General features: G+C 36.8%; 17 protein-coding genes. 11 read left to right on the top strand and 6 right to left on the bottom strand.

Annotation, left to right across the window (positions count from 1 at the left end; translation table 11 throughout):
• The 4 genes from FB592_RS02570 to FB592_RS02555 all read right to left on the bottom strand — a co-directional run bounded on the left by FB592_RS02570 (window position 1) and on the right by FB592_RS02555 (window position 3,845).
• A complete protein-coding gene (locus FB592_RS02570; RefSeq protein WP_003235523.1) occupies window positions 1-1,026 on the bottom strand; it encodes a ribitol-5-phosphate dehydrogenase in 1,026 nt (341 codons plus the stop codon).
• Window positions 1,023-1,736: an IspD/TarI family cytidylyltransferase gene (locus tag FB592_RS02565; RefSeq protein ID WP_003235520.1), complete on the bottom strand. Its 714-nt coding sequence runs from the start codon at window positions 1,734-1,736 to the stop codon at window positions 1,023-1,025. The genes FB592_RS02570 and FB592_RS02565 overlap by 4 nt, the downstream gene beginning before the upstream one ends.
• Before the next feature lie 88 nt (window positions 1,737-1,824).
• A complete protein-coding gene (locus FB592_RS02560) occupies window positions 1,825-2,976 on the bottom strand; it encodes a CDP-glycerol glycerophosphotransferase family protein (protein ID WP_103803445.1) in 1,152 nt (383 codons plus the stop codon).
• A gap of 95 nt (window positions 2,977-3,071) precedes the next feature.
• On the bottom strand, window positions 3,072-3,845 hold the full coding sequence (locus FB592_RS02555; RefSeq protein WP_077671004.1) for a WecB/TagA/CpsF family glycosyltransferase: 774 nt from the start codon (window positions 3,843-3,845) through the stop codon (window positions 3,072-3,074).
• A 507-nt stretch (window positions 3,846-4,352) separates the two neighbouring features.
• Between FB592_RS02555 and tagD the strand changes: the two genes are divergently transcribed.
• The 6 genes from tagD to tagH all read left to right on the top strand — a co-directional run bounded on the left by tagD (window position 4,353) and on the right by tagH (window position 13,169).
• A complete protein-coding gene (tagD, locus tag FB592_RS02550) occupies window positions 4,353-4,742 on the top strand; it encodes a glycerol-3-phosphate cytidylyltransferase (RefSeq protein ID WP_141949243.1) in 390 nt (129 codons plus the stop codon).
• A 93-nt stretch (window positions 4,743-4,835) separates the two neighbouring features.
• Window positions 4,836-6,026, top strand: coding sequence for a CDP-glycerol glycerophosphotransferase family protein (locus FB592_RS02545; RefSeq protein WP_141949242.1), 1,191 nt, complete (start codon window positions 4,836-4,838; stop codon window positions 6,024-6,026).
• Window positions 6,027-6,067: 41 nt separating this feature from the next.
• A complete protein-coding gene (locus FB592_RS02540; protein WP_049140501.1) occupies window positions 6,068-9,292 on the top strand; it encodes a CDP-glycerol glycerophosphotransferase family protein in 3,225 nt (1,074 codons plus the stop codon).
• A 16-nt stretch (window positions 9,293-9,308) separates the two neighbouring features.
• On the top strand, window positions 9,309-10,523 hold the full coding sequence (locus FB592_RS02535; protein ID WP_049140502.1) for a glycosyltransferase family 4 protein: 1,215 nt from the start codon (window positions 9,309-9,311) through the stop codon (window positions 10,521-10,523).
• Window positions 10,524-10,738: 215 nt separating this feature from the next.
• Window positions 10,739-11,566, top strand: a complete 828-nt coding sequence (gene tagG, locus FB592_RS02530; RefSeq protein ID WP_003235506.1) for a teichoic acids export ABC transporter permease subunit TagG — start codon at window positions 10,739-10,741, stop codon at window positions 11,564-11,566.
• A gap of 19 nt (window positions 11,567-11,585) precedes the next feature.
• Window positions 11,586-13,169, top strand: a complete 1,584-nt coding sequence (tagH, locus tag FB592_RS02525) for a teichoic acids export ABC transporter ATP-binding subunit TagH (protein WP_122894798.1) — start codon at window positions 11,586-11,588, stop codon at window positions 13,167-13,169.
• Between the two features lie 38 nt (window positions 13,170-13,207).
• Here tagH and galU read toward each other — a convergent pair whose 3' ends face one another.
• Window positions 13,208-14,086, bottom strand: a complete 879-nt coding sequence (gene galU / locus FB592_RS02520; RefSeq protein ID WP_003227944.1) for a UTP--glucose-1-phosphate uridylyltransferase GalU — start codon at window positions 14,084-14,086, stop codon at window positions 13,208-13,210.
• A 340-nt stretch (window positions 14,087-14,426) separates the two neighbouring features.
• Here galU and FB592_RS02515 point away from each other — a divergent pair, with 340 nt between their 5' ends.
• From FB592_RS02515 to wecB, 4 genes are all read left to right on the top strand, one after another.
• Complete coding sequence (locus FB592_RS02515; protein ID WP_038829886.1) at window positions 14,427-15,794, top strand: alpha-glucosyltransferase N-terminal domain-containing protein; 1,368 nt, start codon at window positions 14,427-14,429, stop codon at window positions 15,792-15,794.
• Between the two features lie 34 nt (window positions 15,795-15,828).
• Complete coding sequence (locus FB592_RS02510) at window positions 15,829-17,349, top strand: glycosyltransferase (protein WP_141949241.1); 1,521 nt, start codon at window positions 15,829-15,831, stop codon at window positions 17,347-17,349.
• 75 nt (window positions 17,350-17,424) lie between these two features.
• Window positions 17,425-19,335: a glycosyltransferase gene (locus tag FB592_RS02505; RefSeq protein WP_141949240.1), complete on the top strand. Its 1,911-nt coding sequence runs from the start codon at window positions 17,425-17,427 to the stop codon at window positions 19,333-19,335.
• A 22-nt stretch (window positions 19,336-19,357) separates the two neighbouring features.
• Window positions 19,358-20,500, top strand: a complete 1,143-nt coding sequence (wecB, locus tag FB592_RS02500; protein ID WP_015483775.1) for a non-hydrolyzing UDP-N-acetylglucosamine 2-epimerase — start codon at window positions 19,358-19,360, stop codon at window positions 20,498-20,500.
• 40 nt (window positions 20,501-20,540) lie between these two features.
• Here the strand turns inward: wecB and tagU are convergent, their stop codons facing one another.
• Complete coding sequence (gene tagU / locus FB592_RS02495) at window positions 20,541-21,461, bottom strand: polyisoprenyl-teichoic acid--peptidoglycan teichoic acid transferase TagU (RefSeq protein ID WP_015251104.1); 921 nt, start codon at window positions 21,459-21,461, stop codon at window positions 20,541-20,543.
• 212 nt (window positions 21,462-21,673) lie between these two features.
• On the opposite strand from tagU, the gene FB592_RS02490 reads away from it, so the two are divergent.
• Complete coding sequence (locus tag FB592_RS02490) at window positions 21,674-21,997, top strand: hypothetical protein (protein WP_038829887.1); 324 nt, start codon at window positions 21,674-21,676, stop codon at window positions 21,995-21,997.
• Window positions 21,998-22,005 lie beyond the last annotated feature (8 nt).

Here is a 22,005-nt window from a genome sequence, read left to right as displayed (position 1 = left end):
TTAAATTTCCCATTCAATAACAGTTTTTCCCCAAGATGAAGTCAAATCTGCTTCAAACGCGTTTGTAATTTCCTCAATACTGCGTACCGGGAAGCGTCCGCCAACTAATGTTTCTAAATAATCAACGACTTCAGGGTATTGAGCTAAAAAGTCTACAGTACGGGCAAAATCCTCGCGTCCGCTGCGGCTGCTGCCGATCAGCGTAATCCCTTTTTCAAGCACCATTCTTGTTTCAATTTCAACAGGGTATTCAGACACGCCTAGGAGCGCTACACACGCTTCAGGATGGACATGGGCAATGATTTGCTCAATTGCGCTTTCGCTGCCGCGTCCGCCCACGCATTCAAAGGCATGATCAATTCTGACATCTTCAGGAATGTCGTTAATTTGATAAGCTGCATCAACAAAAGAAAAATGATCAAGCTTGTAAGGTGTTTTTCCGAAAATAAACACCTTGCTGTCTGGATATTTTTTCTTCAGTAGAAGCGTCATGATAAATCCGAGATTTCCGTCCCCCCAGACACCGAATGTGTCACGCTTCTTATGCGCCATGCGCTCAAAGCGGGAAAGCGCGTGAACTGCAATTGTAATAAGCTCAGTGAAGGCTGCGACATGCGGATTAATGCTGTCTGGAAGCTCAACAAGCCGATCAGGCGCCATGAACATATAATCCTGCATAAATCCATCATAACCGCTTGAACGGAATCTGCTGGAACGCAGGTAATTCTCTGCGATGACTTCATGCTCTTCAACCGGTGTATTTGGCACCATAACAACCCGGGTTCCGACTTTAAATGTGCCTGTCGGATCAAACATGACTTTTCCGATCCCTTCATGGATCAGAGCCATCGGCAGTTTTTTGTCCATCGCTTCTTTGCCGCGTGAGCCAGTATAATAACGCTGGTCTGCAGCACAGATGGATAAATGGGTAGGACGGACGACGACCTTATCTGAATGGACAACTTTATCTTTATATGTCACTTCAAATTGTCGGGCAGAAACTAAACGATATGTTTGATTAATCATTGTGAAATTCGCTCCTGTAAAATGGCATTAGCCACTTTTAAGTCATATGGTGTCGTTACTTTAATGTTAAAGACTTCACCGCGGACCAGCTTCACTTTTTCACCCGCTAACGAGCAGATCTTGCAAGCGTCAGTAAGGACAGCTTTTTGCTCATCGGACAGTTTATTATAAAGCTCGACCAATTTGCTGATCCGGAAGCTTTGCGGTGTTTGCCCCTGATACATGTTATCGCGGACAGGGATATCAGAAATAAATTCCTGGTCTTCTGAAGCAATAATTGTATCAATGGCTGAGATAACAGTATCAACCGCGCCGTATTGAAGAACAGCATCAATGTTTTCATCGATAATGCGATGAGTGAGAAACGGACGCACAGAATCGTGAGTGATGATCACGTCATCATCCTGAATACCGAATTCTTTTTCAATATAGCGGATGCCGCTCATAATAGATTCATTACGGTCGCTGCCGCCTTCAACGACAATCAGGCGATCATCCTGCCCGATGAATTTCTTTAAAATGTCTTTTGTATGGTTAATCCACTCTTTAGGGGAGACGATTAAAATCTTATCGAAACGGTCATTTAATAAAAACTTTTCAACCGTATGAATGATAATTGGGCGTTTATTTAACGGCAAAAACTGTTTTGGCATATTAACGTTCCCCATGCGGGAACCTTTTCCACCGGCTAGAATCTCAGCATAAATCATAAAATGACTCCTTCCTTACTACAACTCATAATGTTTTATAAAAGGTTTTCATATTATTTGCAATACCGATCTCTATTATATATAAAGATCAGTTTAATTTCTCATTTACATAGCTTAAAAGCAGCTTGCTGGCATTCCCTCTCGAGTACAGATTCCATTCACGTGAAAAGCGCTCCACTTCAGATTGAAGCCTGTTCATATCTTTCAGCTGGTCCAAGAGCATTCCTGAATCACGGCAAGGAACCCCAGGGATTACCTCTGTATAATGGCGGATTAAACCGCGGGTTCTGTTGTAAGCCTCCATATCATACGTATAAAACAAAATGGGTTTGTCCAGCAAAGCAAATTCAAAAGGGACAGAAGAATAATCTGATATTAACAGATCACTCATTTTTAAAAGGTCTGCAAGAGGGAGATCTGATACGTCTTTTATCCACGCACTATCCCCATGCAATTGAGCAGATTGCTTCATAACAGGATGAAGTTTTACTGCAAGTAAATATTCTCCTTTTAAATCATGCTGCAGCTGTTTTTCTGAAAACGGCAGCGAAAAGCTTTCAAACTGATGATCCCTAAAGGTTGGCGCATACAGGATGATTTTTTTCTCTGCTGGCAGGTGATATTTGCTTTTAAGGTCATTGCTGTTTTCTTTCACCTCATAGTAAGCATCGGTTAAAGGCACGCCAAACCGAAGAAATTTATCACCTTTTATATCGAAGAATTCCTTGAATATGTCAGCCATATGTTCAGAACCGACGACAATCCGGTCAAATGAAGCATACACTTTACGAAAGCGTCTCACGTCAGCCCGCGAACGATTCTGTGTGTTGATATCCTTTAACCCAAATCGTTTAAACGCTCCATTCGCATGCCAAACTTGGATACACTCGATATCAGGTCTGCAGGTCAAAACGGTTGTCAAAACAAAATAGTTATCAACAATCACAGCTTTACTGCTCAGCATAGAAAAGACCGCTTTATATATATGAAGCGGGTGTTTTTCGTTAATAACTGAAACAGTAAGCTCAGGAAATTCTGTTTCCAGCGATTTGGCATGCTGGGTCAGAAGTACATGAATGGGAAATGAGTAGTGTCCCATCTGATATTCCTTTAATATTGCCCGGGCATTATCAGGAAAGGAAACAAGAAGGGTCACTTGACTTCCCGGTTTGACCCAAAACAGCAATGCGCCGATGACTTTGATGAACAAATAGTAAAAAAACGCAAACCAGGATTTCAATCTGTCATCAGCTCAAAACGGCTGCCGCGGATTGTCGGCAGGCACAGCGAAAGATTCATGCATTTCATTACATACCATAGCTCCTTTAAGGCCCATTACAGATGGCGTGATTGATCTTTGACCTGTCCCGTATATTGCGGCTTTGCTGAAGTTCGTTCATGTTTCAGCACGGCTGTAACATACTTAGGAATGCTAAGCATTCTTCTCCAGCGCGCAGGGTTTGTGATCAGCCTGTACATCCATTCAAGGTGAAAACGGATAAAAAATGAGGGCGCTCTTTTGACATTGCCGCTGAACACATCAAAGCTTCCGCCCAGCCCTACAGAAACAGCCTGAGGGAATAGATGTCGGTATTTATGGATAAAGAACTCCTGATTAGGATAACCTAAAGCAACAAATACCATGTCAGGATTTGAGGCTGCGATCTTGTCTGCCACCTCATGTTGATTCTTCACATAGCCGTCAGAATATCCGGCAATTTCAATCCCAGGATAATCACGTTCGACTCGCTCGATTGTCTGAGCAATCACATGCTTAGCTGCACCGTAAAAGAAAACCCGTTTTTTCTTTTGATCAGCCTTCTCAAGCAAAGACGTAAACAAATCATAACCGGCGATTCTGGATTGAAGCGGCTTACCAATTAGCTTGGAAACCAACACAACACCAATGCCATCCGGCAAAATAAAATCAGCAGATGAAAGAACCGCTTCATAACGCGGATTTTGCATCGCTTCAAATCCGATTTCAGGATTCGCTGTTACGATGAACGCACCTTTATTCTGGTCCAAAAATGACATTTCTAAATGTGATACAAATGAAGTCAGTTCACCGTCTACAAAATCTAATTGATTAATGGGTTTCGTTTGCATCGTATCAACCCTCCTTTTCATCTATATGTCTATAAAAAACACGTGTCATTCGTATAGTTTGATTAAAGACTCTTTGTCTGAAAACATTTTACTCTATCTTACCACAAAAATCTTTAGGAACTTTTAACATTCACATTACAATTCCTTCACGTTTTGACGATGAATTAATATGAGGAGGGCGTACAAAATAAATGACGCAGCAGAAAGAAAATCGTTTCACTTAAAAACGCGACAAAAGATTCGATTTTTTCGAAAAAGAAAACTTGTTATAATGGGTATGGATAAGACATTAGACCTGTAAAAATTATACATCAATACAACGATGATACCAAAAAATGCTGGTGATTGACATTTTTAAAGAGCCTTAACTTTTATAGGAACTTATGCTATTATTGTTCAATATTAATGGTACGTAAAAAATGTGTCGAAATTATAAACAATCTGTTAAGGTTTGTGGTTTTTTTCTGGTACTCTCAGTTGAAAACAGTTGGAAGGTGATGTTATCTGATGAAGAAAGTGATAACGTACGGAACATTTGATTTATTTCATTATGGACACATGAAGCTGCTACAAAGAGCAAAAAATCTGGGTGATTACTTAATCGTGGGATTATCTACAGATGAATTTAATCTTCAAAAACAAAAAAAATCGCATCATCCCTATGAACATCGAAAATTCATTTTAGAAACAATTGATTTTGTGGATGAAGTGATTCCCGAAAAAAACTGGGAACAAAAAATTTCAGATATTCAAAAGTACGATATAGATACATTTGTGATCGGCGATGATTGGAAAGGGAAATTTGACTTCTTAAAGGAATATTGTGAGGTCATTTACCTTCCGAGAACAGAAGGCATTTCAACTACCCAAATCAAAAAAGACATGGCTAGTTTATAGAAGCACTAACTTAAAGAGGCTTGAAGTAATTCAGTTGCTTCTTTTTTTCTTGTTTGCGCAAATATAAATTTTTTACTCTTTAAGGAGTTCATTATGAAATCTTTTATTTTACAAAAATGCAGAAGTTTATTAGTCAGGGTGTATTCAGTTCTTTTTAAGACTTTTGCTCTTCTGCCAAGAAACAATAAATTAATTTTATTTGAAAGCTACTCAGGAAAACAGTTTAGCTGCAATCCCCGAGCAATCTATGAATATTTACAGGAAAATAAAGATCAATATGATTATAAAATGATATGGAGCATTGATAAACGATATTTGTCGGCATTAGACGGCGTAGATGCAGCATATATAAAAAGGTTTTCTTTTAAGTGGATTTGGTACATGGCTACAGCGAAATATTGGATTACAAACAGCCGGCTCCCTTTATGGATTCCAAAACCAAAAAACACATTGTATGTACAGACGTGGCACGGCACTCCGCTAAAAAAACTTGCTAATGATATGGATGAAGTGCATATGCCCGGAACCACAACTGAAAAATATAAACAGAATTTTCTGCAGGAAGCAAGCAAATGGGATTATTTGATTTCTCCTAATGCTTATTCGACTGAAATTTTTAAACGGGCATTTCAATTTAAAAAACAAATTTTAGAAACAGGTTATCCGAGAAATGATTATTTATTTTCGCCAAAAACACATAACGAGAAAAATAATATAAAGCAGAAGCTCGGTATAGATATAAGTAAAAAAGTTATTTTATACGCACCTACATGGCGTGACAACCTATATCATAAAAAAGGCGCCTATAAATTCGATATTCATTTGAATTTAAAAAAATTAAAAGAACATCTAGGCGATGAATATGTTGTTATACTTCGAATGCATTATTTAGTAGCTGATGTTATTGAGTTAGAAGGCTTAGAAGAATTTGCATATGACCTGTCTATGTATAAGGATATTCGTGAACTATATTTTATTTCAGATATCTTAATTACTGATTACTCTTCTGTATTCTTTGATTTTGGGTCACTTAAAAAACCTATTATCTTTTTTGTTCCCGATATTGAAACATACAGGGATAAATTAAGAGGGTTTTATTATGACTTTGAAAGTGAAGCTCCTGGACCGTTATTGATGACCACAGAGGAAGTAATTAAAACTATTCATGATGTCGAAAGTTTTGATTATATTACTAACGATAATTATCAGAAATTTCATAGTAAGTTTTGTTATTTAGAAGCAGGCGAGTCAACAAAGAGAGTTGTAAAAAGGATTTTTGGATAATAGGAAGTCATTTAAAAGCAAGCAGAGAAAGGCGAGGCTTAATGGACTACGGCATATATTTAATAAACATAAAAGTTGAAAACGAAAATATCATATTGGATCTGATGTGTGAAAAAAAGGATTTTTATGATCACTTTTTTAGTAGAATAAAGAATGTTGTTCTTACAACTTTTAATGGGCACATAGATATCTTATCTAATATCTCTTTACTTAGCGATGAAGGCATCATGAAAGTTGTTATCCCGTTAAATGAGCTTAAGTCTTGTTCGGATCGAACAGTTTTTAAACTGAAGCTTATTTTAGATAATGATGAAGTTTTTATTGATATCCTAAACCATTTAAATGATACATTTAAACTGGTTATTGACGGATCTGTGCTAGAGTTGGTTCCACAAGAGAATGATAATTTAATCATAAATAAAACAAGCCTTTCCGAATTGGCTTTTGTTGTTGAAAATGTCCAAATGTCATTAAATTGCACTACCTTTTTTGGATCTCATTCATTTTTCTTTTTAAATAACTCAGTCAAATTCATAAATTGTTACTTAGAAAACGAAGTAACTAAGGAACAATTATTAATACCAAAGAAATCTTTTGTACTATTAGAAGACTCAACTTTTGAAATATCCTTAGCAATGAAAGATTATCCTTTATATCAAGGTAATTGGTACTTTTATACTGAAGTTAAGGTAGGTGAAGAGCAGTTTACAGTTAAAATGAAAACTGATATTAATGCTGCTTTACAAACCAAGGAGTTTTTTACTGAAAATGGCGAACTCTTTGTTCATAATGTTGCTCAAAATCAAAATGAAGAATTGCTAATTAACATTTCAAAATTTAATGAACAGTTAATTCAAACTAAAGTTCATCATTTAAGCATCGATAATAATAATTTTCATATAAAATGTGAGGTCATTCCAAATGAGAATGAGCAAATTTTTATAAAAAAATTAGTTTTTATCAATAGAAAAACTGAAGATAAGCACATGGTTCATTTGCAGGAAAATGATCATGATAATGGATTTTTACAGGTAAGTGTTCCTTTTTTAAGACAAAGCTTCTTTGAGACTGATGGAATATGGGATGTTTATCTAGATTTTGATACAAACGGTTTAACAGTTAGCCAAAGATTATCTTTTGATTCTGCAAATGATAAATCCGCAGGTAAATTTATTAGTCTGCCTAAAACCATTTACAATTCTAAAGGAAGCATTAAAAGAGCACGTATGTATGCTACTCTAGATAACAATTTAGCAGTTTTAATAAAAGATTCAGCGATTTATGGAGATATATCTTATATACATCATGATGGTGATGATGTAATAGTTAAAGGTTCTATAGAGATATTAGATACAGATTTTGAAATTGATAGTATTTTTTTAGCAAATGAGAATGAGCAAAAAATTTATTTTAATAATAACCTTGAAAAGAGAAAAAATTCTTCTTGGCGATTTGAGAGCAGGCTTAAAATAAATAAAGCAGATATAGATGTAATGAATCATTTCATATTTGATTTTTATATCTCAATTCTTATAAAGGATCAAGAATATGTAGTAAAACTGAAGTCGAACTTGGACAATATTTTAGATAAATCACAATCTCATGTTTATCCGGAGTTTATAATTAAAGATATTAAACCGTTCTCAATACAGCCTAAGTTTAATAAGTTAAATGAATTATCTTTTGTTTTTTCTTCTTATATTAATGCTGAATGCACAGGTATAATCAGCAAAAATAAAGAAATAGAAATTCGCTTAGCTATTGAAAAAAATAATTTGATATACGATAAAATTTATTTGAAGTTAAGAGACAAGAATAGCAGTTCGATCTTGCTAGAACCCGCACTAAAACAGGAACAGGAAGACTATAAAGAAATTGTGTTTTTAATAAATGTAAGCGAAGCTAAGAGTTATGGCTTGGAAAAACAAATGCAATACGATGTTGGTCTATGTTTATTAATTAATGATAAGTATGTTGAGTCATCAATAAAAATAAAAGATTTGAAACTAATAAATAGTAAGTCAACATTTAAATCTGGTGCAATTAAAATGAATAATTCCCTCTTTTTATCTGCTTTTATTGATAAAAGAAACTCTCATTTAAAGTTAGAATTGAGGGACATAAAGGCCACTGAGAAGAAATCGGAAAAAATAAGGTTTATATTTGCGGGACTGGTTGCAAAAATTTTAAAGCCGTTTGTTAATAAACCAGTGTGGTTTGTTGGAGAGAATTTAGGAGAAGTAGCACAGGATAATGGGTTTGCATTTTTTGAATACTGTGTTCGAAATAAAAGACACGAAAAATACTACTATGTAAGTAAGGAAGATAACAAAAACCCTGATAACATTTCAAAATATCCGAAAAACATTATAACTTATGACAGTTTTAAACATCTCGTATTTTATCACTTAAGTGAATATTTAATTGTAAGCCATGGTATTAGAGATGTTATCCCTAGTGTCATTCATAATAAAATGAGTGAAAATCCAAAAGAAATTATCTATTTGCAGCATGGCATCATTGCAATGAAAAAATTGAGTTTTAATAGAAAGTCATATAACAGTAAGATTAAAAAGTTTGTCGTTTCATCTGATTACGAAAAGCACATTTTAGTGAAGGAAATGAATTTTAAAAAAGATCAAGTGATGGTTACAGGATTATCGAGATTTGATACATTGATTGACAACAGTACAAAGGTGCAACCCAAACAAATACTCCTTATTCCGACTTGGAGAGAGTGGATTGACGACTTTGCAAGTTCGAAATTCTATCTTAAATACAGTGGGTTTTTAAATAATAAGAAACTGCATAAACTTTTAGAAGACAACAATATTATATTGAAGTTCTTCATGCATATAGAACTGCAAAAAAAATATAGTAACTATTTTAAAGATCTGCATAAAAACATAAAATTAGTAAAGGTCGGAGAAGAGAGCGTTAAAAGTCTCGTCAGTGAAAGTTCTTTAATGATAACTGATTACTCAAGCGTAGCTTTTGATTTTAATTATCTGGAAAAGCCTGTAGTCTTTTATCAATTTGATTTACCAGACTATTTACATTACAGAGGGTCTTATGTCAATTTAAAAACAGATTTATTTGGTCAAACAGCTTATACCGATGAGAGCTTATTGGAAATCGTTCAAAAACAAATTGAAAATGATTTCAAGTATGAGAAAAAATACACAGTGAAATCAAAGAAATTTTATAAATATCAGGATAAACAAAATTCAGAACGTATTTATAACCAAATAAAAATGCTTAAATAGAAAGGAGGACAATTTAGTGAAAATTACTTTTTTGGTTTACAATATCTATGGTATGGGCGGAACAGTGAGAACTGTTGCTAACACAGCTAATTATTTGGCTGCCCAAAACTATGACGTTGAAATTATAAGTGTTAGAAGAACAAGGGGTAAACCTATGTTTGATATAGACAAGAGAGTTAAACTGAAACCAATATTTGATGCAAGAAGAGGAAAGCTCTTTGGTAAGAATACACCTTTATATAAGAAAATTATTAAAAGAATTTTAATGAAGATACCAAGTGTGTTTATTGATAAGAATGAAGATCTATATCATATGTTTAATTTATTTGTAGACCTTAAAATTCTAAAAAAACTTTCAGAAATTAATCAGGGTGTACTTATAACGACCATTCCATCTTTTAATTTCTTATCTGCTAAATTTGTTAATCGTAATGTCATTAAAATTGGCCAAGAGCATAAGTATTTTGGCGGATATGAAAAGTCAATTCAAACGAAAATCAGAAAGTATTATAAAAAGCTGGATGCTCTGACATGCTTAACTGATGCAGAAATTAATGATTATCAGAAGCTTCTAATTAAGCATTCTACAGATTTATATAAAATAGAGAATGCAACACACATGCCAAAGGAGAGCTCAAATCTAGAAGAAAAAACAGTAATTGCTGCTGGGAGATTTGTTCATGAAAAAGGTTTTGACCTATTGATTGAAGCATTTGAAAAAGTGGCTCAACAATATCCAGAATGGAAATTGAAGATTTTTGGTGATGGTGTGGAGAAAGATTCATTGCGTCAAATGATATTCGATAAGAAGTTGTATAATAATGTTTTCTTAATGCCAAAAACAGATAACATTATTAATGAGATGGCCAATTCCTCGATATACGCATTGAGCTCAAGAAATGAATCATTCGGAATGGTTATCATTGAAGCTATGTCCGTAGGGGTTCCTTGTGTTAGTTATTCTTGTATTGGTCCTGCTGAAATTATCAAAGATGGTGAAGATGGGGTATTAGTTGAAAGAAATGATGTAGATAAGCTAGCAGAATCTTTAACCACTATAATAAAAGAAGATGATTTGAGGAAAACAATGGGCAGGAATGCGAAGGAAAATGTAAAAAGATACTCATTTGAAGTTGTAGGAAAGAAGTGGGAAAATCTTTTAAATGAGCAAGAATTCAAAAAAAACAAAACTCCCTTAAAAAAGGTTTATTCTCAAATTAAGGTCCAATAATGCTGTAATTAGTATTTCGAGACAAATATCTCGAAATACTTTTTTGTTTACTATATCTATATTTTAGTTAAAAATGAAATGTAAGTTTTTTCACTGACCTTAAACCTGCTATGATGTGAAAAAAACTCTATTATCTGTTACAATATTCACCGGTGCTTTCAAATTTCTTTAACCGAAAGATCCAAAAAATCATTTAAGTCTAAGGAAGATAAACAATGAATGCATTAGTAAGAATCGTAAAAGAGCAAGTGACATCGTTTCCTTTAATTTTGCGCTTAGCTTCGTATGAGACAAAGTCTCAGTATCAGATGAATTATCTTGGCGTATTATGGCAGTTTCTCAATCCTCTCATTCAAATGCTGGCGTATTGGTTTGTATTTGGTATGGGGATTCGTAACAGCAAGCCAGTCATAACAGGTATTGGAGAAGTTCCTTTTATTGTTTGGATGCTGGCTGGTTTGATCCCGTGGTTTTTTATTAGCCCGACGATTCTGGATGGATCAAACAGTGTATTTAAACGGATCAATATGGTGGCGAAAATGAATTTTCCGATCAGTTCACTGCCTTCTGTTGTGATTGCTTCAAATTTATTTAGTTATTTTGTAATGATGGGTGTTTATGTCATTGTGCTTTTAGCAAGCGGTATTTATCCTAGCTTGCATTGGATACAATATATTTACTATTTAATCTGCATGATTGTGTTTATGTTTTCATTTAGCTTGTTTAACTCTACAATCAGTGTGCTTGTCAGAGATTATCAATTTCTGCTGCAGGCCGTAACCAGATTATTGTTCTTTTTACTTCCGATTTTTTGGAATATCTCAGAGCAGCTCGGGAAAAATCACCCGAATCTTCTGCCTGTGCTTAAGCTGAATCCGATTTTTTATCTGATAGAAGGATTTAGGAACAGCTTCTTAGACGGAAAATGGTTTTTCCAAGACATGAAGTACACGCTGTATTTCTGGCTGTTCACATTCCTTTTATTGTTAGTGGGTTCTATTCTGCATATGAAATTCAGAGACAAGTTTGTTGACTTTCTTTAATACGTAAGGAGATTGTACGATGAAACTAAAAGTTTCGTTTCGAAATGTTTCAAAGCAATATCATTTGTATAAAAAACAATCGGACAAGATAAAAGGATTGTTTTTTCCGGCTAAGGATAATGGTTTTTTTGCTGTGCGGAATGTCTCCTTTGACGTGTATGAGGGAGAGACAATCGGCTTTGTAGGGATAAATGGATCAGGGAAATCAACCATGTCTAACCTGCTGGCTAAAATTATTCCGCCGACCAGCGGTGAAATTGAAATGAACGGCCAGCCGTCGCTGATTGCGATTGCTGCCGGTTTAAATAACCAATTAACGGGCCGGGACAATGTCCGGCTCAAGTGTTTGATGATGGGGTTAACCAATAAAGAAATTGATGATATGTATGACAGCATCGTTGAATTTGCCGAGATTGGCGATTTTATTAATCAGCCGGTTAAAAACTATTCTAGCGGGATGAAATCTCGTCTCGGTTTTGCGATTTCCGTGCATATTGACCCTGACATTTTAATAATTGACGAAGCGCTTTCTGTAGGGGACCAAACGTTTTATCAGAAGTGTGTAGACAGAATAAATGAGTTTAAAAAGCAAGGAAAAACGATTTTCTTTGTCAGCCACTCAATCGGTCAGATTGAAAAGATGTGTGACCGTGTTGCTTGGATGCACTATGGCGAGCTTCGTATGTTTGATGAAACAAAAACGGTTGTCAAAGAGTATAAAGCGTTTATTGACTGGTTTAATAAGCTGTCTAAAAAAGAAAAAGAGACATATAAAAAAGAGCAGACGGAAGAGAGGAAGAAAGAAGATCCTGAAGCGTTTGCCCGTTTCCGCCAAAAGAAGAAAAAGCCGAAATCATTGGCTAATGCGGTTCAAATTGCTATTTTGTCTATCCTGACTGTATTCATGGCAGGAACGATGTTCTTTAATGCTCCGCTTCGTACAATTGCTTCGTTTGGCGCTATCCCGCAAAATGAAGTGAAGAATCATCATGGCAATGCAAAGGGCAAGTCAGAGGAACGCTTAACCGCAGTCAATAAGCAAGGGTTTATAGCAAATGAAAAAGCGGCTGCTTATAAAGATCAGGGTTTGAAACAGAAGGCTGACGTTACACTGCCATTCGGTACAGAGGTGTCGGTAGCTGCAAAAGGCAAACAGGCAGCGAAAATAAAGTTTAACGGACAGTCTTATTTTGTTAAAAAGAGCGCTGTTGCAGCTAACATGAAACATGCTGAATTGCATGCCGCTGCATTTACGTCTTATGTCTCGCAAAACGCAGCTTCTTCCTATGAATACTTTCTGAAATTCCTGGGAGACAGCAGAACCAGCATTCAATCCAAGTTGAATGGATATACTGAAGGGGATACGGCTGACGGCAGAAAAACATTAGATTTTGATTATGAAAAAATCAGCTATGTGTTGGAGAATGATAAAGCAACAGAGCTTATTTTTCATAACATTTCTCCTATCACCCCGGCGTCACTATCCTTAAGTGATAGCGATGTATTGTATGACAGCAGCAAGAAGCGTTTTCTTGTGAATACAGCTGATCAGGTTTTTGCAGTTGATAATGAAGAGCATACACTGACTTTGATGTTGAAATAAAAAAAGGCTATTGGATGAATGTCCAATAGCCTTTTTGTTTAGATTTCTTCTTTGTTTAGTAAACCTTCCATAAATGGAACGAGCTGATCGCGAAGCTCTTTATCCTGCATCGCAAATTCTAGAGTTGTTGTGATAAAGCCGAGCTTTTCACCAACATCATAACGCTTGCCTTCAAAGTCGTAAGCAAACACTCTTTGAATTTCATTCAGTTTTTGAATGGCGTCTGTGAGCTGAATTTCTCCGCCGGCGCCAACCTGCTGCTCTTCTAAATACATGAAGATCTCAGGCGTGAATACGTAACGGCCTAAGATGGCAAGATTAGAAGGTGCTGTGCCTTTAGGCGGTTTTTCAACGAAGTTTTTCACCTGATAACGGCGGCCTTCACTTGTCAGCGGGTCAATAATGCCGTAGCGGTGGGTTTCTTCTTCAGGCACCTGCTGAACACCGATAATAGAAGAAAGTGTTTTTTCATATTCATCCATTAATTGGCGCAACCCTGGTGTTTCAGCCTGAACAATATCGTCTCCAAGCAGTACCGCAAACGGCTCATCGCCGATAAAGTTGCGCGCGCACCAGACAGCATGTCCGAGACCTTTAGGTTCTTTTTGGCGGATATAGTGAATGTCAGCCAGATTAGAAGCCTTTTTCACTTTTTCAAGCAGCTCAGTTTTTCCTTTTTCTTCTAGGTTTCTTTCAAGCTCAGGAGAGTAATCAAAATGATCCTCAATCGCACGCTTGCTTTTTCCTGTTACGATAATAATATCTTCAATACCGGCTTCAACAGCTTCTTCAATTATGTATTGAATGGTAGGTTTATCAACGATAGGAAGCATTTCTTTCGGCATTGCTTTCGTAGCCGGCAAGAATCTCGTTCCGAGACCTGCGGCAGGGATTATGGCTTTACGTACTTTTTTCAATTTCAAAGCACCTTCCTTAAGAACAGATTTAGGGTCACTCTTTTGAATGCTGAGTATTTAAAATGTTTGAGTTTCTTTTCTCATCAATACCCTATTTTCATTCTGTTAAACACATTTAATCATATAAGAAAAACCAATATTAAACAAGAGTCAATTCAGTGACTTTGGGGTCGAGGAAATACAAAAAAATATCATTAATTGATAGATATAACAGTTTCACCTGATCCGGTATTTCAAGAAATATAACAGCTTCTTCATCTCTAGAGCCTGCTCAGCAAAAGTGATATAATGTAGTTCTGAAAATGTGACTGTACGAATTTATTCGAAAGGTAATAAATAGATGATGACAATTAAGGTTTCTACTCCAAAATTAGCATTTGTTTGTCAAGAGCTGAATGCTGCAAAAAAGTTTAGTATCAATACGATCGATTGGAATTATCCAATGGAAATTGTCACTTTACATCATGAGCCCAATGGGCCTTCTTCTTTTAAAGATACTGCTGTTATTAATATGTACAGCTACTTTAAAGGTTCTGAACCTCAGAAAGATAAAATCAAGCATCCGATTGAACAAGAAGGTTTAACATATATTCAAGAACCAAATAAGCCAATTTATCGTTATTACAATAATGGACGTTATATCAAATATCAAAGGTTTACAGCATCAGGAGAACTTGCTGTCATTGATTACTTTAATGAAAGCAGGCAAAGATTTAAAAGGGAAGAATATGATTTGTCTGGATATGTACACAGCTTAATGTACATGGATCTGGACACTAACAAACCGAAGCAGCATCTTTATTTAAGGGCAGATGGCACTTGTTATATGACAAAATGGTATAAGAATGATGGAACAACTGAAAAAATTGTCATTTTTGACGAAAAAGAGAATATAGTTAGTGTATTGTATTCAGAAAATGAACTTTCCCGTTATTTTCTGAGCCGCTTGATAAAGGAAGCGGATTATTTATTTATGACTTCTGAAGTTGAGTTATATACTACATTAAAATCTCTTTCAGTTGAATATTCTTCCATGTATCTAGGTTTTATAGAGACGAATGAGATGTTGGAAAACCCTGAAAAGGAAATAGGCCACCTTGATGCTTTCGTGGTTCCTTCCTTGAAGAGATATCATGACATAATTAAAAATACGGGGCCTCGCACAAATATTTATTACGTTTCTGAAGAGCCGTTTACCCGCAAGCGTTTTGTGGACAAACTAATAGATCAGGTGCCATTTAATAATCAATTGAAGGATATGAATGTTGAGCTGTTAATGGCAGAATGGCAATCAAAATCCGATTTATATTTGTCAGCCAAGGTTGAATTTAAAGGCTGCATTCCTCCCCATTCTGTGGGCCGCCATAAAATGTATTGGAAGTTAAAAAATAAAAAGAGCGGCACTGAAAGCACGTTTAACGCAAAAGTAAACAGCGAGGAAGAACTAATATTTACCGTAAGCGGTACACTTCGTGTTCACTCTGTATTAGATCAGTTGTCCACCATTGAATTGCATCTCTGTTCCGAGTGGGATAATAGCTTCTTTGCATCAGGTGTGCGAATAACCGGTTCAAAGGAAATTCCATTATCAGAACAAAGTATTTCAGGCTGGCAAGTTACTTTAGAAAAAGAAAATAATTATTTGCGTGTTCAGACTGCCGAGGGATTTCGGAGAAAATTAATGAAACGGCTGTTTGTGAAAAAATAGCAGACAAGGTTTTACCAGAAGAAGGAGCTTGAAGATGAGAAGGATCTTTTCACTAATATATGAAATAGACATTGAAAAAGGCGGCATTACAAGCTCTATGATGTCAAGATCTTTTACATTTGCGGAGCGCGGCCATAAAATCGATTTGGTTACACTTGATTATAAAGACAATTATGATCAGATTGAGCAAGTGCTGAAGAGCGCTGGAAGGCTGCATGCTGATGTAAATATCCTCAATATTTATGATGACTATAAAAATCAGCATAAGCATATAAAAATTGGGGAAGCGCAACAAAGTTACTATGATCAAAATTGTAATCGCTTTGAAGAACCATATGCTGCGCATCATAATGAGGAAAAATTAGAAACGGAATACTTCAAGAATGGCTTATATATAAAAAAGAAAAAATGGGATGAGTCGGATAATCTTTTATATGTAGATCATTTCAATGAAAATATGCAAATGACAAAGCGAGAATTCTTTCATGGCGGTTATGTAAATAAAACTGTGATATTCGATACAAGAAGCGGAAAAATCAATCAAATTCACTACACAGCACCCGACGGTTTCTGTTATTTAACAGAATGGTACCATTTTAAAACAGGAGCCAGTCAAGGAGTTATGCTGTTTGGCCGTGATGAAAAGGAAGCTGTATTTTTCAAAAACAAGCACCAGTTTCATACACATTGGCTTGAAACGTTATGTGAGAAAGAAAAGGACCCTATTATCATCTGTGATGGAGTCGGAAGTGCTTCAAAAGTAAATGAAATGCGTGCAGGATTGGCAAAAAGATTTTACTGTGTTCACTCAAATCATTTAGATTATCCTTATACGTTAGGCAGCAAAGTTCGAAACAATCATCAATATGCGATGGAGCATATTAAGGATTATGACGGGCTGATCGTATTAACGAATGAACAAAAAGAAGATATCATGAAGGATTTTGAGTCGAACAATAATATTTTTGTTATTCCTCATGCACCAAGAAGGCTTGAAAAATTAGAAACGTATGAAAAAAAGAAAAACGAGTTTGTCATGGTGGCCAGATATCATGAGGAAAAAGGGATCGATAAGGTCATAAAAGCAATGGGAATCGTAAAAAAATCCCGGCCGGATATTGTCCTGAATATATATGGCAGCGGTCCTGGCCATAAGGAATACCAGCAATTGATCGATGATCTTAAGTTAGATAATGTACATTTAAAAGGGTATGTCGCAAATCCTGCTCCATTTTATCAGCAGGCACTTGCCACATTATTAACATCAAAATTTGAGGGGTTTAGTCTCGCGATTTGTGAATCGTTTTCGTGCGCAACCCCTGTTGTCAGTTTTGATGTGAAATACAGCCCGAGGGAGCTCATAAAAGAACACGAAACGGGAATGCTTGTAGAACCTGATAATATTGACATGCTTGCTGAAAGTATCATTTATTTGTACGACAACCCTGAGAGAGCCATTCAATACGGAAAAAACGCAAAGAACTTAATGGATACTGAATATAGTGAAGCCCGATTATTTGAAAGATGGGAAGAAGTATTTGAAATGACGAAATAGTGCTTTTTTATACTGTTTTTGTTCATTATATGAGCTTTTGTGAATGAAATAGAAGCGGATAAGGATAGAGGTGTCATGGTGAAAATTACTGCAGCAGTACCCACATACAACTCAGAACATTTTATCTCCCGCTGCCTGGATAGTCTGGTTCAACAAACCATGCCGAATAATGAGTACGAAATTATTTGTGTAGATGATTGTTCTCAGGATGGCACGGTTTCAATATTAAAAAAGTACAGTGAACAGTATTCTAATATAACGGTTATAGAACGAGAAAAAAACTCGGGAGGGCCGGGAGAGCCGCGAAACCAGGCGATACGTGCTGCGAACGGTGAATACATTTTTTTTATTGATTCCGATGATTATGTAGGAATCGAAGCGTTTGAGAGAATGTATCAATTTGCAAAACAGCATGATTCAGATATTGTGCTTGGGAAAATGGTCGGTGTAAACGGCAGATCGGTCCCGCAAGCTATTTTTAAGGAAACGAAACCTGAGGCGGATCTTGTAAAATCTCCGCTTGTTTACTCAATAGGACCGACAAAACTTTTTAAAGTTTCACTGCTTAGAATGCATGACATATATTTCCCCTCTAATATACAGGCTACAGAGGATCAGGTATTTGTCATGCAGGCTTATTTAGAAGCGGACAAAATTTCTGTCTTGGCCGATTATGATTATTACTATGCTGTACAGCATGACGGCGAGCATATGACGTTTGCATACGTTGCGCCTCAAAGCTACTATGGCGCAATGAAGGTAATCATAGATATGATTCGTAATAGCCGTCTTTCACATAATCGCAAAATGAAGTTTATGGCGAAGTTTTTAAATCGTCATTTTGATTTTTCCAGAACAACGGACTTTACCGTAACAATCGAGGACGAACGGGAGCAGCAAACATGGATGACAGAGCTGCATCATTTTGTTGAACAAAATATACCACGGGAAATTGATAAGCTTGTTCATTCTCATACGCGGTTAAAATTACACTTTGTACGCCATAATGACCTAAAGGGCTTGAAGCAGTTTGAAGCTGATAAAGAAAATATGGCCCAATATACGTCAGTTAAAAATGGTCATATCATAGCAAACTATCCCAGCCTTATCTCATATCATTTGGCAGAGAATGAACGGATTGTTGATGACAGAAACAAAATCAGTCATTACGTGAGCGAATTTCAAATGAAGGACAACACTTTCACATTAAGAGGGTCGGTTACCCACACGGCTTTACAACCAGAGCATCAAGCTATGCAAACTTTATACGGCATTTGGGTGCACCGTGATAGAAAAACTGAAAAAATCATTTCTCCAGTGTATTCCCAGGACGGAGAATTTGAATTTCTCACGAAGTTTACTGATTTGGCTATTCATGAAGAAGATATTGGTGTTTGGGATTTCTTTATTGAATCGGGGATAGACGGCTATAAAAAACGCGTCCGAATTGGCAGCAGCAGAGAACCGTATCCTTATTCAAAACATGCTAAATATATTGGGAATAACGGGGAATATGCTTTCAGCGCACGGCCGTACTTTACTAAAACCTATGATAATTTGTCGGTGGATATCAGAAAGCAGGAAGTTCTGAAAGTCGAATTCAGAGATAATGATTCGGACCAGCATTTAACGTTCGTATTTCCTGGAAGCCAATTGTTTTTCCCGAAGCAATCTTTATTATTGCTCGAATGCAATAACCAAGAGTTTTTAATCCCAATAAAAAATCAAATCAGTTCAGCTGATGGGACAGTGATACAGGTTGATCGGAATCTCGTTCAGCAAAAGTTTGCTCCGGCTTATTTACAAAACACCAATATTGTTTTATCCATTAATTCTTATAAAACCACATTGGTTCCGAAAAAGGATGTCAGTGTGTACTTTTGCAGTAAAAATATTGAAAAAAAGCTATGGTGCTTTAAAATAAAGAAGAAAGTAGATCTATTTATACAATCGGACCAATCGAAATTCTATCTAACAGCCCGTTAAACAAAGAAACCAGGTGACAAATATGAAAAAACTAAAAGTTATGACCGTTTTCGGGACCAGGCCTGAAGCGATCAAGATGGCACCGCTTGTGCTTGAATTGAAAAAATATCCTGAAATAGATTCCTATGTAACGGTAACTGCACAGCACAGACAGATGCTCGATCAGGTGTTAGATGCGTTTCACATCAAGCCTGACTTCGATTTGAACATTATGAAGGAGCGGCAGACACTGGCAGAGATTACGTCTAACGCACTTGTAAAATTGGATGAGTTGTTTAAAGATATTAAACCCGATATTGTGCTTGTCCATGGTGATACAACGACGACGTTTGCCGGAAGCCTAGCCGCTTTTTACCATCAAATTGCTGTCGGTCATGTGGAGGCGGGGCTTCGTACAGGGAATAAGTATTCCCCGTTTCCGGAAGAGCTCAATCGACAGATGACAGGGGCGATTGCTGATTTGCATTTTGCTCCGACAGGCCAGGCGAAAGACAATTTATTAAAAGAAAACAAAAAGGCCGACTCTATTTTTGTAACGGGCAATACAGCGATTGACGCACTCAACACAACGGTTAGGGATGCTTACTCACATCCTGTTCTCGATCAGGTGGGTGAGGATAAAATGATTCTCTTGACCGCTCACCGCCGGGAAAATTTGGGTGAGCCAATGGAAAACATGTTCAAGGCCATTCGCAGAATTGTAGGGGAATTTGAAGATGTACAAGTCGTTTACCCTGTGCACCTGAATCCTGTTGTCCGGGAAGCGGCTCAGAAGCATTTTGGTGATTCTGACAGAGTGCATCTGATTGAACCTTTAGAGGTGATTGATTTCCATAACTTTGCAGCGAAATCGCATTTTATATTGACAGATTCGGGCGGCGTGCAGGAGGAAGCCCCATCTCTCGGGAAACCGGTGCTTGTTCTGCGTGATACGACGGAACGGCCTGAAGGAGTGGAAGCGGGAACGCTGAAACTTGCAGGGACGGATGAGGAAAACATTTATCAGCTGGCAAAACAGCTGTTAACTGATCATGATGAGTACAAGAAAATGTCCCAGGCTTCTAATCCGTATGGAGATGGAGAGGCTTCCCGCCGGATTGTGGAAGAATTGCTGTTTCATTATGGGTATCGGAAAGAACAACCGGATTCATTTACAGGCAAATAAAAAAGAAGCTTTGCACATTGTGCGAAGCTTCTTTTTTGTTTTACTTTTCGAGGCTTTCCTTCAGCTCTTTTGTAATATCTGAAAGGGCGCTTTCATCAGCTTGGTAGTAGTAAATTCCATTGATTTTCGTGCCTGTACCTTTTAGTTCGTGCTGTTTAATATGTTTCCGCGCACCTTTGTAATCGGACTGGATATCCCACATGTTATCGAAGGTCAAGTTCGTTTTCACATTATCTTCAACAACTTTAAACATATCTCCGAATTTCGTGATGGAAGAAATATTAGCGCCTTTATTAATAATACCTTGGATGACTTGGCGCTGGCGGTCCTGGCGTCCGAAGTCGCCTCTCGGATCTTCTTTTCTCATCCGGGTATAAGCGAGCGCTTCTTTTCCGTTCAGTGTGATTTCTCCTTTGCCGAACGAATAACCGTCATAGCTGAAGGCGAATGTGCTGTTAACAGTAATGCCGCCAAGTGTATCAACAACGTCTCTAAAGCTTTCCATGTTCACTTTTACAAAATAATCAACCGGAACATCGAGGAAGTTCTCGACCGTGTCAACCGTCATCTGCGTGCCGCCGAAAGCGTATGAATGGTTGATTTTATCCATTGTGCCTTTTCCGATAATTTTTGTATACGTGTCACGCGGAATGCTGACCATGTCGGTTGTATTCGTTTTTGGGTTAACAGTCATATAAATGAGCGTATCGGCACGGCCCTTATCGCCGTCGCGTTCATCCACACCCATGATTAAGACGGAAAAAGGATCTTTTTTATTGATACTGACCTCTTTATCCCTCTTTTTCGATTTATCAATGCTTTCATGAATACTTGCCACGGTTGATGCTGCTTTATGCCATAAGTAGTATGCATAGCCTCCAGTTCCGAGTACAAATACGGCCACAATGGCTAAAATGACAAGTAACGCCTTTCTTTTTTTCTTTCTTTTTTCAGCTCTCATAATAAAGTCCTCGCTTTTTTGTAATCTAGTACGATTATAAGTTTCTTAATATTTGAAAACAACTAAAATTTGTCTGATTCTTTACAATAGACGGCTCCTTGTAACAAATGTTTCGGTATTTTAAGAAAATCCGCAAAAATTTTTCGTTGTTTTGAAAGAAATCTTAAAATAAGCTTAAAATTGTCGATAAAAAGTGGAGAGGTGATATAGGAATGAAAAAAATTGCTATTTTAATGTTCTCAATGCTGCTTCTTTTGTCTGCGTGCGGCACAGCTCAGAACACATCAGGAGCAGAAACAAATTCAGACAGCCAGGATGCAGCTGCAGAAGAGACAGTAACGAAGGAAGGCACTTTTGCCGGTTTGGCGGACAGCCATACAATTGCAGTCACTATTGATGATAAAGAGACGTCGATTCAGGTTGGTTCAGACCTTCAGGACAAAATGAACAGCATTTCAGAAGGGCAAAAAGTTGTTGTCAAATATATAAAAGATTCAAATGGCGCTTTAATGCTTAAGGATCTTGAGACAAAGTAATAAAAAAC

The sequence above is a fragment of the Bacillus sp. SJZ110 genome (assembly GCF_006715455.1).
GTDB classification, from domain to species: domain Bacteria; phylum Bacillota; class Bacilli; order Bacillales; family Bacillaceae; genus Bacillus; species Bacillus subtilis.
This window is presented reverse-complemented; position numbering and strand designations above follow the sequence as displayed.